The sequence below is a fragment of the Marinobacter shengliensis genome (assembly GCF_030297115.1).
In the GTDB taxonomy this organism is placed as follows: Bacteria; Pseudomonadota; Gammaproteobacteria; order Pseudomonadales; family Oleiphilaceae; genus Marinobacter; species Marinobacter shengliensis.
The window spans coordinates 104,429-117,936 of the sequence record NZ_AP028063.1 but is presented as its reverse complement, the minus strand read 5'-3'; the positions used below and the strand labels follow the sequence as shown (position 1 = coordinate 117,936).

13 protein-coding genes and 1 pseudogene are annotated in these 13,508 nt (G+C 53.4%); 6 read left to right on the top strand and 8 right to left on the bottom strand.

The annotated features are described in order from the left end of the window. Nucleotides 1-49: 49 nt before the first annotated feature. From QUE75_RS20265 to QUE75_RS20255, 3 genes are all read left to right on the top strand, one after another. The gene (locus tag QUE75_RS20265) at nt 50-448 is read left to right on the top strand and encodes a hypothetical protein (protein WP_286255825.1); all 399 of its coding nucleotides are present in this window, start codon (nt 50-52) and stop codon (nt 446-448) included. Between the two features lie 119 nt (nt 449-567). Beyond that, nucleotides 568-1,065: a hypothetical protein gene (locus QUE75_RS20260; protein WP_011783497.1), complete on the top strand. Its 498-nt coding sequence runs from the start codon at nt 568-570 to the stop codon at nt 1,063-1,065. A gap of 17 nt (nt 1,066-1,082) precedes the next feature. After that, complete coding sequence (locus tag QUE75_RS20255; RefSeq protein ID WP_286255820.1) at nt 1,083-1,325, top strand: carbon storage regulator; 243 nt, start codon at nt 1,083-1,085, stop codon at nt 1,323-1,325. A 5-nt stretch (nt 1,326-1,330) separates the two neighbouring features. On the opposite strand, the gene QUE75_RS20250 is transcribed toward QUE75_RS20255, so the two are convergent. Next, nucleotides 1,331-2,473 (bottom strand): tyrosine-type recombinase/integrase, encoded by a 1,143-nt coding sequence (locus tag QUE75_RS20250; RefSeq protein WP_286255818.1) that lies wholly within the window; start codon nt 2,471-2,473, stop codon nt 1,331-1,333. A 55-nt stretch (nt 2,474-2,528) separates the two neighbouring features. After that, the gene (locus QUE75_RS20245; RefSeq protein ID WP_286255815.1) at nt 2,529-3,053 is read right to left on the bottom strand and encodes a hypothetical protein; all 525 of its coding nucleotides are present in this window, start codon (nt 3,051-3,053) and stop codon (nt 2,529-2,531) included. A gap of 333 nt (nt 3,054-3,386) precedes the next feature. On the opposite strand from QUE75_RS20245, the gene QUE75_RS20240 reads away from it, so the two are divergent. Then, nucleotides 3,387-4,427 (top strand): coiled-coil domain-containing protein, encoded by a 1,041-nt coding sequence (locus QUE75_RS20240; RefSeq protein ID WP_138435722.1) that lies wholly within the window; start codon nt 3,387-3,389, stop codon nt 4,425-4,427. Nucleotides 4,428-4,739: 312 nt separating this feature from the next. After that, on the top strand, nt 4,740-5,063 hold the full coding sequence (locus QUE75_RS20235; protein ID WP_236075131.1) for a reverse transcriptase domain-containing protein: 324 nt from the start codon (nt 4,740-4,742) through the stop codon (nt 5,061-5,063). Here the strand turns inward: QUE75_RS20235 and QUE75_RS20230 are convergent. From QUE75_RS20230 to QUE75_RS20205, 6 genes and pseudogenes are all read right to left on the bottom strand, one after another. Then, entirely contained in the window at nt 4,978-5,838 is an 861-nt protein-coding gene (locus QUE75_RS20230) for a LysR family transcriptional regulator (RefSeq protein WP_011783503.1), read from the bottom strand. The genes QUE75_RS20235 and QUE75_RS20230 overlap by 86 nt on opposite strands. Continuing rightward, on the bottom strand, nt 5,832-6,842 hold the full coding sequence (locus tag QUE75_RS20225) for a phosphonate dehydrogenase (RefSeq protein ID WP_026949874.1): 1,011 nt from the start codon (nt 6,840-6,842) through the stop codon (nt 5,832-5,834). Before QUE75_RS20225 ends, QUE75_RS20230 begins: the two co-directional genes overlap by 7 nt. A gap of 9 nt (nt 6,843-6,851) precedes the next feature. Next, nucleotides 6,852-7,682, bottom strand: coding sequence for a phosphonate ABC transporter, permease protein PhnE (gene phnE, locus QUE75_RS20220; RefSeq protein WP_011783501.1), 831 nt, complete (start codon nt 7,680-7,682; stop codon nt 6,852-6,854). A 10-nt stretch (nt 7,683-7,692) separates the two neighbouring features. Beyond that, on the bottom strand, nt 7,693-8,556 hold the full coding sequence (phnD, locus tag QUE75_RS20215) for a phosphate/phosphite/phosphonate ABC transporter substrate-binding protein (RefSeq protein ID WP_011784780.1): 864 nt from the start codon (nt 8,554-8,556) through the stop codon (nt 7,693-7,695). A 95-nt stretch (nt 8,557-8,651) separates the two neighbouring features. Continuing rightward, nucleotides 8,652-9,398: pseudogene (gene phnC, locus QUE75_RS20210) on the bottom strand (phosphonate ABC transporter ATP-binding protein); the annotation flags it as partial. Between the two features lie 371 nt (nt 9,399-9,769). Next, on the bottom strand, nt 9,770-10,618 hold the full coding sequence (locus QUE75_RS20205; RefSeq protein ID WP_286255811.1) for a nuclease-related domain-containing protein: 849 nt from the start codon (nt 10,616-10,618) through the stop codon (nt 9,770-9,772). A gap of 315 nt (nt 10,619-10,933) precedes the next feature. Between QUE75_RS20205 and QUE75_RS20200 the strand changes: the two genes are divergently transcribed. Beyond that, nucleotides 10,934-13,471 carry a heavy metal translocating P-type ATPase gene (locus tag QUE75_RS20200; protein WP_087720513.1) on the top strand — a complete coding sequence of 846 codons (2,538 nt, stop codon included), beginning with the start codon at nt 10,934-10,936 and terminating at the stop codon, nt 13,469-13,471. Nucleotides 13,472-13,508 lie beyond the last annotated feature (37 nt).

Sequence of the window (13,508 nt, the reverse complement as noted above, 5' to 3'; positions counted from 1 at the left end):
ACGGCTGGGCGACCAGGGTGGTCGCCCATCAGACAAAGGGAGAAACACCATGTTGAGACTATTTATAGGCTTCGTCCTTGGTGTTGTTACCTCCTACTACTCGATGCCCAGCCTCTTCAAGCTGACAGTCCTACTACCAGAGGTTAATTTCGAGCGCTTTTTCTCAAATGACCAACCGCTTACTTCCAATACGATTAATGCCACACATCCTTCAGAGTTCGAGAATACAGCCGCCCACAATGCCATCAGCGAACGAGTTGAGATAGCCAGGTCACTGGCCGAACTCCATCCTGCCCAGGATCCCGCATCCATAGAAGTAACCGAGGTTTTATTCAACCTTGCCAGGAAAAGCCCTCAGGCCCAGGCTCTCATTCAGGAAAAGCTGCCCGGAGGTTTGACTAATGGAGAGGCTCTTTCGATTCTCTCAAGCATCGGAACGAGAGGTTAAACCACCATGGGTAGCTCCAATTTCCTGGTTCAACCACAGATTGCCTCTCCATATAGTCCCGACTTTCAACGGTTGTTGGCAGACGCTATTTCGGAAATCGAGACCACAACGGATCACCTATGACACATCTGAGCGAAGACCGGGTAAAAGATCTATTCAGGGATATTGAAGGGCGCATCAAACGCGGCAATCCAAATCCAATTCGCTATCTGAAGAATCTGCATCCGTCGAAAGACGAGATCGAAGGCCTGGAATGGAGATATCGGCTTTCAGGCTACCTGGAGGGTTTAGCCGTATCCGATCAAATGGATAACGGTTTCATTGAACCGTTGGTGGCAACACTCTTCTCCAGGGCCGACGTTTCAGACGGAGATCGCCCAGGACGTGCTCGCCCATTCAGCATCGATATTGTTACCGAACAACGCAAGACGTTCAGCTTCGACGTACCGGCAATGAACCCGTTGGACGCCTATGTTCAGCTTACGAAACGGACTGCGTACAAGTCGATTCCTGGAATTGAAGTTATCAAAGTGTTCGAAGGGCTCCTTCCCGACAGGACTTCTGGAGTCCAACCTTTGCGAACCTTCCATACTGGTGAGCTCATTTTCACCTCCTGACTAACAAGGAAACTGATATGCCTCTGGTCCTGCAACGCGCACTGAATGAGTCCATCATCATTGGAGAGGACATCGAAGTGACCGTAACCCTGATCGATACCAACCGAATCAGACTGATGATAGAGGCCCCCTCCCATGTTCCAGTGCATCGTAAAGAGGTGTTTCTGCGATTGAAGCAGGAGGAGTTACAAAAATCGGGGCCGGACTCACTCACATATCGAGGGAAAAATCTTCTGCGTAAAATCGGCTTTTCTAAGTGATCATCCTACCGGTTTTCATCATGCCCAATCTTACTAGGTTGACCGTGACCTTTATCTTTGTTTGATTGTTCTACACTCAGTCGCTGATTGTTGTCCATAAAGATCGAAGGCAGACTCTCTTTTGAGTCTACGTATTTTCTGGCCGACCGGACATCTCGCCAGCCGACCCAATGCATTAATTGGGACCACGACGCGCCCTGATCAATCAACCAATCTGAGATGCCACGACGCATCGAATGCGAACTGAAATGTTCCGGAATGTGCGCACCATTCTCGCGCGCCTCGTCAAAAACCCTCTTCAAAATTTTATTGATGGAATTCGAGTTAAGGCCATCAGACCAAACCGCCCCCCAGCGGTCGACTTTACTGAACAAGAACTGGTCTTTAATTGTTTCAGAGCCGATATCGAGTCCCCCAAATCTGTCCTCGATCCACTCGGAAATTGCGTAAATAGGGCATAGTTCCGATAAAGCAACAAGCGTTACCTCTCGCCCGGAACTGCTGCGGTCGGCCTTTGAGGTGGGAATCATCATCGTCAATTTTGGCGGATGACTTCTCCAATCAAAAGTCAGGTGGGAAAGCCGTATATTCACCAATTCGCTTCCGCGAAGACCAAACCAAAATGCCGTGAGTAGCATGGCCCTGTCCCGCGAATAACGGCGCCACTCCCGATTAGCCGCACCTTCTTGACGATTTCTTTTATCCGCAAGAAAGCTCACTGTTTCCCTGAGGGTGTCTAAAGGCAGAGCATTCGCCTGTTTCTGGCTGGCATTATGGAATTTCCGAATTCCTCGCATGGTTTCTAGAACGAGTTTGCTCTTGTTCGGGTTAGAGCCGGTCATCTCTTCGTGCCACTTGCCAATCAATGAGCGGCGCTGTTCCAACGTCGCCACTTTCAGTGTCCCGGCATAATGACTCAGATAAAGAGACAGATCATGTGGCGTGCAAGGGAAGGGGCCTTTATACACTTCCCGATAATGCTTAATCGCGTTAGCGGTGGCGATCTCGGTGTTGGTGCTCCGCGCAGCTTCTAGGTATTTATTGAGCTTTGACTGGTCTGGGTGCCCCGGAGAATGGGACAAGCTCTCATCTTCGAGGCCCCGTTTACGCTCATTACCCTGACTTTCGTAGGATCCATTTCTGGTCATTTCACAGGCTCCCGCTGCGCTTACTTGTCCGCAAGTGAATTTCAATTTGTAACATTCAGAAGGCCCGACACAGGCCGCCACTCTGATGAGGGAGTTGCACCAGATTGGCCCGAAAATCCCAATGCCCGTAGCCAGTCCTTGCATCAACGAAAACCTGCCTTTTACGGTCTTCCGGGAGATCGAAGAACTGAGGTCTTGGATTTAGCGTTCCGGCTAAGGTTTGCCAACGATCAGTGATACGAAGCCGGCACCTGGCTGCTGTGTACATAGTCAGAAACAGCTCCTCCGCATGCGCAGCCGGAGCGGTCTCAATGAGCAGCTCCGGAAGCCCAATTTTATCAAAACCAACCGTATAGCTGAGACCATCTACATGCCGGACGTGTAAACCTAAACGGTGAATGCTCGCGCGAATGTCATTCGCATGCAGTTCCAGGCCGTTCTCGAAGTAAGTTAAATCCATCAGCAGCTCTCCATTGACTGTATCAATATCCACCGTACCCCAGTAATCAGAACCGACAAGGTACCCCCGCTGAATGCCATACAGGTTGGCACCAGGCCCAGTCAGTTTCTTCATCGCCATGTAACCAGGTGCCAGGGATATTCGAAATGATCTTCACCTGTCTGCTTCATTTCATCGTGGTTTCGGATGACCCGATCCCAAAAGCCACGACTTAACCGCCCTACTCTCCCAATATATCATCAAGATGCGATAACCTTCTATTATCGAATCTTGATTTTTAACATAAAAAGAGGCCTTCTTCTTATTTCGTGTTTCTTTTCGTTCGTTTCGTTATACTATTCGTACCATGCCCAAAGATGAATGCCGGAAATTCGAAGAGCGCTAGGGATCAAACGCTGAAAAGTCACTAATTCATTGTTTTTGATCATTTTTTCTGTGTGGAGACTTACTGTCATGCCTAGACCAGCCAAAATCACTGAATTAGCCGTCGAATCAGCTGTGGCTGAGCTAAAAAGCACCCATACACCAGTCAACCCTTACCAGGTCCGCAAAATTCTTGGTGAAGGATCCATCGCGAAAATCGGTTACTTCCTGAAAGCTCTGGGACATACGACGGACTACAGCGCCGAAAAAGACGACCCCCTTACACTGAAGCTGGTCAACATGCTCAGGCCGGTTGCCCTTGAGCTGGATGAGCAGTCCAAAGAACGAATTCGACAAGCAACCCAACAGCTCAATACCGAGCTAGAAGAAAAAGCTACTCTGGTAAGCAGTTTGGAGCGCCAGCTCGGGGACAAGCAGTCAGTAATCGACGAGTTTGAAGCAAAGTTAGAAAAAGCTATTGCGGAGAGGGATCTCAGTCGCGATAAGAGTCAAAAACTTGAAGTAGAGCTCGCCAGACTTGAGGAGAAAGTGATCCAACAAGCTGAGCAATTAGAAGCCGCAAAATCAGTAATACAGCAGAAGGAATCTGAAACGGCCGAAGCTCGCAACGAAATGAGAATCATCATTAAAGACAACAACATCGCGCGCCAGGCTATGCAGGAGAATCACGAGGCGGAAATCAAGATATACAAAGAAGAGCTGGATAAACGCAGTGAAGATTACAGTGCCCTTTCAGCGGAACTGGAAGCAGCCCGTTCCAGCAATGAAGCTCTACAGGAAAAGTTACGTCAGCAAGGAATCGAAAAGGAAGTCGCCAATAGCGAAGTTAAAAGTCTGAAGTCCGACGTCGTCAATAGGGAGCAGCAGATAGCATCCCTCAGAGAGCAAGTTACAAAGGTCGAGCAACTTCTCTCTAAAGAACGTCATTCGCACCAGCTCGAAAAACAAGAATCCCAACAAGAGCTTTCTGCAATCAAGGCTCGTAACGTATCGCTGTCCAACGACAATACACGGCTAGAGAATGATTGCGCCTTTCTTCGGTCTTTGATTCAGAAGTTTCAGATCTCTAGTGATCAGGCCGAAGATACTTCAGAAGACAGACGACCATAGCCAGCAGAGTAAACATCAGCGGCAATGACGATGCTTCTTAGCTCAGAGCTGTCCCAGGATTTCACCACGAATGGCCGATCTGAGATCATTGGCTCCGGGAACAATCACACTACGCAAAATTGGCGAGCCGGAAATCGATTCACGCGCGCGGCTGGCGAAGCGGTATAAATCCGGGCATCCCGAACTACTCTGTATGCGCCCTTTTGGAGCGCTAGCAGTTTTACCTGAGCTTAACTTCTTAGTTTGGCTCTTGACCACCATTGCTCTGAATCCTGGGTGCTGCTGTATGTGAGGCGCTGGCTAACGGCACCGATGCAGACGAAAGATGGTAAGCAGGAACGACGGAACGTTGGCACACCACAAGGTGGCCCGTTATCGCCAGTTCTGGCAAACCTGTTTCTGCATTATGCATTGGATCGTTGGCTGACCGTTCGTCATCCGGATATCCCATTCTGCCGATATGCAGATGACGGAATACTGCGTTGTCGAAGTGAGCGTGAGGCTCAGTATCTGCATTCCCAGCCAGATATGCGTGAGGTGGACCCAATAGCTATTCACAGAGATGCCCAACAAACGAGTATACTGGCCTGTGTTTGTCCAGGCTGCTCGGATAAATCACCATCAGCTCCTTGCTAAGGCCAGGCTCACTCACGGGAATAGCCACCAGACTTCCATTTTGGACCTCCTCCCGTACAGAACTTTCAAGCACCAACGATGCGCCAAGTCCGACCTTAACCGCTTGCTTGACGGCTTCGGTGCTACCCAGCTGCATAGATACCGTCGGAAATGGCCCATGCTCACCGAAGTAGGTCGCCAAAAGCCGGCCAGTGCCGGTGCCGGGTTCGCCGCCGATCAGAGCCATGTTAGACAGCGTATCGCGGTCGATATCGGTTCGACGGGCTAACGGGTGACCAGGCGGAACGATTAGAACAACGGGCTCGTTACGCCACGCCTGAGCATGGAATCCGGGTAGATCATGCCACCACTCCATAATCGCCACGTCCAGCTCACCGTCCGATAAATGCCGTGCAATAGTCGGATTGGAATCTATTACCACATCCACCTCGGGCCCTACGCCCAGCTCCTTGTAACGACGGATGTAGGGCTGGAGCATATAAATCCCAATATTGGAGCTCGCCCCAACGCGAAGTCGAGCCTCCATAATGGAAGATCTCGCCTGCTCCTCCAGCCGGAGCAGACTTCGGGCAAAAGGCAACAAGGTTAAGGCAGCCCGGGTTGGCTCACAGCCAGAGCGCCCCCTGTGGACCAATAAAACGCCAAGTTGGTTTTCGAGTTTTTGAAGGTGCTGGGACAGTGTGGGTTGTGCGATGTCCAACTGGCGGGCTGCGGCCTGAAACCCGTTGTGGTCCAGCACCGCCACGAAACTCTTCAGCCAGACAAGATTCAGCATGGGCCGCTCTCGCGGCCACTGGGATCATTGATCGCATCACCCGGCCGCTCACCCCGAAGCACTTGCAGAATGTTCCGAGCAGCGCGTTGCTCGATAGCCAGACGCACCTGGCTGACTGCCGATCCGATGTGAGCAGTAAACAGCGTGTTGGGGTGGGCCCTGAGCCCCTGGGCGATCTCCCTCGGACGATCTTCTCTCGCCCAATCTTCCATCTCAAACACATCAGCGGCGTACCCCCCCAACTGACCGGATTGAAGCGCTTGCAGAACACTACCCTCATCCACCACAGATCCACGGCAGGGATTGATAAGGAATGCGCCCGGTTTCATTCCTGTTAGCGTTTCGCGATTAATGGTGTGGAGGGTTTGCTCATTGAGCGCCAGTGCCAGGATCACAATATCTGACTGGGCCAGCAGCATCTTGAGGGGAGTATGGGACAAACCCAGTGCCTGCTCATGCTGCACGGGTAAACGTTCCGGCTGGGAATAGATTAAATCCGCTCCCCATCCGTTCAGGCGCTGCGCCACCGCTTGGCCGATGGCCCCCATACCCACAATACCAATCCGTGAGCCTTCGATCCCCTGCCCATAGAAGCGTGGTGTCCAGCCAGTAAATTCACCGGATCGAACGAAGTGGTCCGCCGCCTTGACTTGTCGGGTGAGACTGATCGTCAGCCCGACCGTTAGCTCTGCAGTAGGCACGGTTAGCAAATCCGGTACAAATGTCAGCCAAACCCCATGACGCGTGCAGGCATCCACATCAAAGTTGTCATAGCCTTTCAGGGCTGCACCAATCACCTTCAAGCGCGGACACCCCTGTAGGAACTCCACTCCAACTCGGTCTGGCATGAACGCCATCATCGCATCAGCGTCTGCAACGCGCGCAGCCACTTCCTCCTGGGGCAACGTGGCGCCGGATTGGTTGGTGACCAGCTCGCAATCTTGGGCAAGTTCATCCAGAACACTGTCATGGACCTTATGGGTTATCACAACCTTGGGTTTCATCGACGCTCCTTATTTGAATTTCTTACGAAGGCGGCCACTGAGACTGTCCACGACGGTGACCATCAACAAGATGACAATGAGAATGGCGCTGACTTCCTGATACTGCATGATTCTCAGCGAGCCCATCAATTCGAAGCCAATACCACCGGCACCCACCATGCCCATTACGGTCGAGGCACGGAAATTGTATTCCCAGCGATAAATGGACACGTCCGCGAATTGAGGAAGTACTTGTGGCAGCACGGCGTGATAGAGCACCTGCAAGCGAGTAGCGCCGGCAGCATCGGCCGCTTCCACTGGCGCCTCATCTACATGCTCAATCGCTTCGGCAAAAAACTTTCCAACCATGCCAATGGAGTGAAGACCGAGCGCCAGTACGCCAGGCAACGCCCCAAAACCAACAGCAGCCACGAAGATGATGCCCATGATCAGTTCCGGGACTGAACGCAAACCGTTTAAAAGGGTTCGAGTTACTTGGAACACCACCGGATGTGGAGAGGTGTTGCGCGCAGCCAGGAATGCCAGTGGCACAGACAAGGTTACTGCAATGGCAGTACCGGCAATGCTCATCGCAAGCGTGTCGATTAACGGCGACACCCAGCTGGCCACATTGGTGAAGTCAGGTGGAAGAGATTCGCCAATGAGTGTGCCTATGGCTGGCACGCCATTGGCAAGTGTATTGAAATTGAGCAGCCCTACGTACCAACTTGCGACAAAAATGATGAGCAGCACTAACAGCGACTGTCCGAGTTTTTTCCGCCAGCCTTTCGCGTGCTCATCCAGCACGGAGGCCGACGGGGCCGGCGACAGAGTCGCCGGTTCCGTCGTTGTATAGTTCATGGGGCACTCCTCACATTTTTGCGAAATCAAGATTGAGCAGGCCACCCATAGCGCGGATGACATCGTAATCTTCGTCGGTAATTGCCGCGAATCCCTCAGCCTTCAGGTTGTCGAGAATCTCCGGGTCATCGATCTGCAGAAAGGCTTTCTGAATGTTGCTCTTCAGCTCAGGGGCCAGGTTCGAACGCATGGCCCAGGGGTATTGAGGAAAGTCACCGCTGTAGCCCAGCACTTTGACCTTGCTCCGATCAATCAAACCGCGGTCCATCACATGCTCGAAGATAACTTCGGACAACCCTCCGGCGTCGGCATTGCCATTGGCGACGTTAACCGCAACAGCGTCATGGCTACCGACGAAATGAGCCTCATAGTCCTTTCCGGCTTCGAGCTCTGCCTTCTCAAGGAGTACGGTCTTGGGGATCAGGTGGCTGGAAGTGGATGCGCGGTCACCGTAGGCCATTTTCTTGCCTTTGATATCCGCGAAGGAGCCAACGCCAGAGTCCGCATTGGCAATAATGATGGAGCGATAAGTCGGCTTCCCGTCTACCACCATGGCGGCAAAGGGTTCAATGTCACTCTTACTCTTGGCCATCACATAGGACAACGGACCAAAGTAAGCCAGGTCAATTCGGCCAAAACGCATGGCTTCGATCATGGAGGAGTAATCGGTGGTAACAATCAGTTCTACTTCCTTACCAAGAGTGGTTTCGAGGTAATCCTTCAAAGGTTGGTTTCGCTTGATCAGTTCTGACGCGTTCTCATCCGGCAGCAAGGCAACTTTCAAAAGATCAGGGTCTGTATCTGCGGCATGGGCTGACCAATGGATGCCGAGCATCATTATCAGAGCCAGCAAAGAGTGAATCATTGTCTTCATTGTGCTATCTCCAGTACGTCTGTCGTTATCGGGGTGGTCTTAGGTTTATGGATGGCTGGTTTGCCTTCCGCAGCTACCACGCTGGGTGAACGGTGGTAAATCTCGTCCAGGTGTTTCGATTTCAGGTTTTCAGGAGCATCGTCAAAAACGATATGAGCGTTCGAAAGGCCGATGATCCGGTCTGCAAAACGCTGGGCGTATTCCAATTGGTGCAAGGAAATAACCGCGGTGATTCCATCTTCCTGACAAATATCGCGCAGTAGGCCGAGTACCTTTTCAGAAGTGGCCGGATCCAGGCTGGCAACGGGCTCATCGGCAAGAATCATGGATGGTTGCTGCACCAATGCTCTGGCGATTCCAACCCGCTGCTGCTGGCCGCCGGACAACTGATCTACTCGGGAAAGCGCTTTGTCAGCCAGACCTACGCGGTCGAGGCATTGCAGAGCCAACTCCAGGTCCTGCCGGGGCAGGGGAAGCAGGCTTCGCCAAGTACCGTGATACGCAAGTCTGCCTGTCAGCACATTCTGTAACGCGGTGTATCGTTCGATCAGCTGGTGATGCTGGAACACCATGGCGGTGCGGCTGCGGTGCTGTCGCAGGATTCTACGGTTGGTCAGTTCACCAAACTCGCCAGACACAACCTTCCCGGTTGTGGGCTTAACCAGGTGATTCAGTGAACGAAGCAGAGTGGATTTACCCGCGCCTGAAAGTCCCAGTAGCACGGTGAATTCGCCCTTGTGAAAGTGAACGTTGGTGGGTTTGAGCGCGAGGACGTTTCCCGGGTAGGTTACGCCCATACTCTCGACTCGAAGCATCACATTGGTTGATTGAGTTGGCGCCACAGGATCACCTTTTGCAATAAATAAGCTCGCCGTATTGCGAGTTACAATTGAACGGTAAAGCTGAGAGATGACACCGTCGTGTCACTGACGTGACAGGTTGATGAAGTGCTTTTGGTTCGCAAGGATTTTCCGAAGGGCTCTGTGAAATACATGGAGCTCAGCCAAAGTGGAACGAGCCACCCAGGAGCTTAAGCAACAAAAATTGCGTTCCACCGTCAGTCGGCGAATCTCACGGTACAGTTCGTCCGTGCTGAGTTCATCGAATTGCTTACCGACTATACTCTTGCCTTCGAGGAGGTCGGACGCGCTCTCCAATAGGTCGCGCTTCCAGGTGCTGATATGGTGGGGTGGATCTGGAAACGGGCAGCAATTCAAGGTGTGGCCTTAAGGGTGGGCAAGGAGGTGCTGCCAGCGCCCCATTCTACAGCATACAGCACGCTCTGATGACACGACAGGCAATCCAAGTACATATTGGATTTAGATTTCCGGGTTTTAGTCGAGCTTGAGTTGCACGCTGGGCATGGCTGCTTAAGGGCAGTGTTCGTTAGGCATTTCTCACAGCGAATATAGTATCCGAAGCGACCGTACTGCGCCGAAAGCGCGGATGTCTCACCGCAATTTTTACAACATATACGAATGGCTGGCTGATTTTGGGTTTTCTTTGGCTCAACAACGCTGCCAGCCAACTTTATATCCGACCCCAAGCTTTGTTCGAGTGGTTGCTGGTAACCCCTTAAAAACTCGAAAATTCGCTCCATTTCATCACATGTGAAACGGGGCTCGGATTTGGCAAAGCTTTTCAGACCGCTGTTCGAAGCTTCTGTTAGCTCCTTGACCTTTTCAACTAGAAATTCTGATTTTACGATATGCTTTGATATATCCGAGGGTATGTTGTCACGATCTAACCGAGCAGAACTCGAAATAGCAATCACAGTTTTGTACTGTCGAAGACCAAAGCCTTTTTGTATGCCCAGGAGCTTTCCAAGTAGCTGCGTGCTGTTATCTCTAAGTAGAGCCTTCAGGTTATCAATCTGCATTGCTGCTTGCTGAACCGGGGAGGCGATGCCAAACCACTGATCTTTGTATGATCGCTCCCATTCACCTGCAGAATTGACGCGGACTGATCCCTGAATACTCTTGCTTTCAATAACAATAAATCCAGCCTTGTAGATAATTAAGGGTATTCGGATTAGCTGGTTGATTTTCTCTTTGGCGTGCAATCACAGATTACACTTTCCCAACGGAAAAACTGGTTGGCGAGGCCTGGAACAAATGCGTAAGGATTGTGGTACTAGAGAATTCATCGCGCATCCTTCTGTCTACCTCGAACGCTCCCTTAGCGCGAATTTGTCCGATGTGCCACTGACTGCTGACAACACTCGTATGGAGTTTTCAACCTAAACCCGGATTCGATGTTCCCGTAAGTACTGGGTGTGGTAACTATGCATCAGGAAATTTAGCGCTTGACCTTCCCACAATAGGAAGGTTTATCTTTCTGGAATATCATCAGGAGATGCTTGTGGAGAAGACGAATGATGCATACTCAAGACAAATTGAATCCGTCGGCTGTGACGGTGACAAGCTTTCCCATCGAAGGTATGAGTTGCGCTTCCTGCGTCGGGCGCGTGGAGGCTGAACTCAAGAAGGTCGAGGGCGTTGACACTGTTACGGTGAACCTGGTGACCGAACGTGCCGATATCCAGTCCGCTTCGCCACTCGACCGCGGATCACTCATCAACGCTATCGAGAAAGCTGGCTATTCGGTGCCTGCTGAGACCACAGAGCTTTCCATCGAAGGTATGACCTGCGCGTCCTGTGTCGGTCGCGTCGAAAAGGCGCTCAAGGCTGTGCCCGGCGTCACCAGTGCCGTTGTCAACCTTGCGACTGAAAGAGCCACGATCCAGGGCAGCGCCGATGCGACCGCCTTGGTGACGGCTATCGAGAACGCGGGATATGATGCCAGGGTAATCGCGGCTGCTACGGGTAGCAGTCGGGGCGAGACCGATGAGCGCACCGAGAAGAAGGACGCGGAACGCCGTGGACTGACACGTGATTTCACGATTGCAGCGGTGTTGACCGTGCCTGTCTTCATTCTGGAGATGGGCTCACACCTCATTCCTGGCATGCACGACCTGATTGCCTCAACGATCGGCATGGAGACGAATTGGTATCTCCAGTTCGTGTTGACAACCATCGTTCTGTTCGTGCCGGGCATCCGCTTTTACCACAAGGGGTTTCCGGCCCTCGGGCGGCTTGCCCCCGACATGAACTCCCTGGTCGCGGTCGGCACCATGGCAGCCTATGGCTATTCGCTCGTGGCGACCTTCGCGCCGGGGTTCCTGCCCGACGGAGCCGTCAACGTCTACTTTGAGGCCGCCGCTGTTATCGTCACTCTCATCCTGCTCGGCCGGTTGCTGGAGGCTCGCGCCAAGGGACGCACCTCCGAGGCGATCAAGCGCCTGGTCGGCCTTCAGGCCAAGATGGCCCGTGTGCGCAGGGACGGAAAGACGGTCGAGTTGCCGATCGATTCCGTCCTGTCGGGAGATATCGTCGAGGTTCGTCCCGGCGATCGCATCCCGGTGGATGGCGAACTCATCGAAGGCGAAAGCTATGTCGATGAATCGATGATCACCGGCGAGCCGATCCCCGTCTCCAAGACGAACGGCAGCGAGGTCGTGGCCGGAACGGTGAACCAGAAAGGCGCGTTCGCCATCCGTGCGACGGCTGTCGGCGGCAACACCGTTCTGTCGCAGATCATCCGCATGGTGGAAGAAGCGCAGGGGTCGAAGCTGCCGATTCAGGCGCTGGTCGACAAGGTGACGATGTATTTCGTGCCGGCGGTCTTCGCCGTGGCCGCGCTCACCTTCGCTGCATGGCTTTATTTCGGCCCGTCGCCCGCGCTCACTTTCGCGCTGGTCAACGCCGTTGCGGTCCTGATCATCGCCTGCCCTTGCGCCATGGGGCTGGCCACACCGACCTCGATCATGGTGGGCACCGGCCGCGGTGCCGAGCTGGGCGTGCTCTTCCGCAAGGGCGAAGCGCTGCAACTGCTCAAGGACGCCAAGGTCGTCGCCGTTGACAAGACGGGCACGTTGACGGAAGGCAAACCCGCCTTGACCGACCTGGAACTGGCTGCTGGATTCGAACGTGCAAACGTCCTGGGTCTGATCGCGGCCGTCGAGGCCAAGTCCGAACACCCGATCGCCCGTGCGATCGTGAACGCCGCCGCGGAGAACATCTCACTGCCGGACGTGTCGAACTTCGAATCGGTGACGGGTTTTGGCGTGAAGGCTGAGGCCGGTGGCAAGCGGGTCGAGATAGGTGCTGACCGCTACATGAGCGAACTCGGTCACGACGTGGCGGCGTTCTCCAAGGTCGCCAAACGCCTCGGCGACGAGGGTAAGTCTCCGCTCTATGCTGCGATAGAGGGCAAGCTTGCGGCGATTATCGCCGTTGCCGACCCGATCAAGGAAACGACGCCTGCTGCCATCAAGGCCCTGCACGATCTCGGGCTCAAGGTCGCGATGATCACCGGCGACAACGCCCACACGGCCAAGGCCATCGCGGCGCGACTCGGGATCGACGAGGTGGTGGCGGAAGTGCTACCGGACGGCAAGGTCGACGCGGTGCGCCGCCTTAAGGGAGAGCACGGCAAGGTGGCGTTCGTCGGTGATGGCATCAACGACGCTCCCGCTCTGGCCGAAGCGGATGTAGGTCTTGCCATTGGCACAGGTACGGACATTGCCATTGAAGCGGCTGATGTGGTGCTGATGTCGGGTAACCTGCAAGGTGTGCCAAAGGCGATCGCCTTGTCGAAGGCAACCATCGACAACATCCGACAAAATCTGTTCTGGGCGTTTGCCTACAACACGGCTTTGATTCCGGTCGCGGCAGGTGTGCTCTATCCGGCCTACGACATCCTGCTTTCGCCCGTCTTCGCTGCCGGCGCCATGGCACTGTCGTCGGTGTTTGTACTCGGCAATGCACTGAGATTGCGTCATTTCCGCTCACCCATGGGGACGGACGACAACGACGTGTCGCAGAGACAGGTGGAATTTGCACAAGCGAAATAAGGACAACCGAGCCTGCCACAGTGCAGGCTTGATGTTA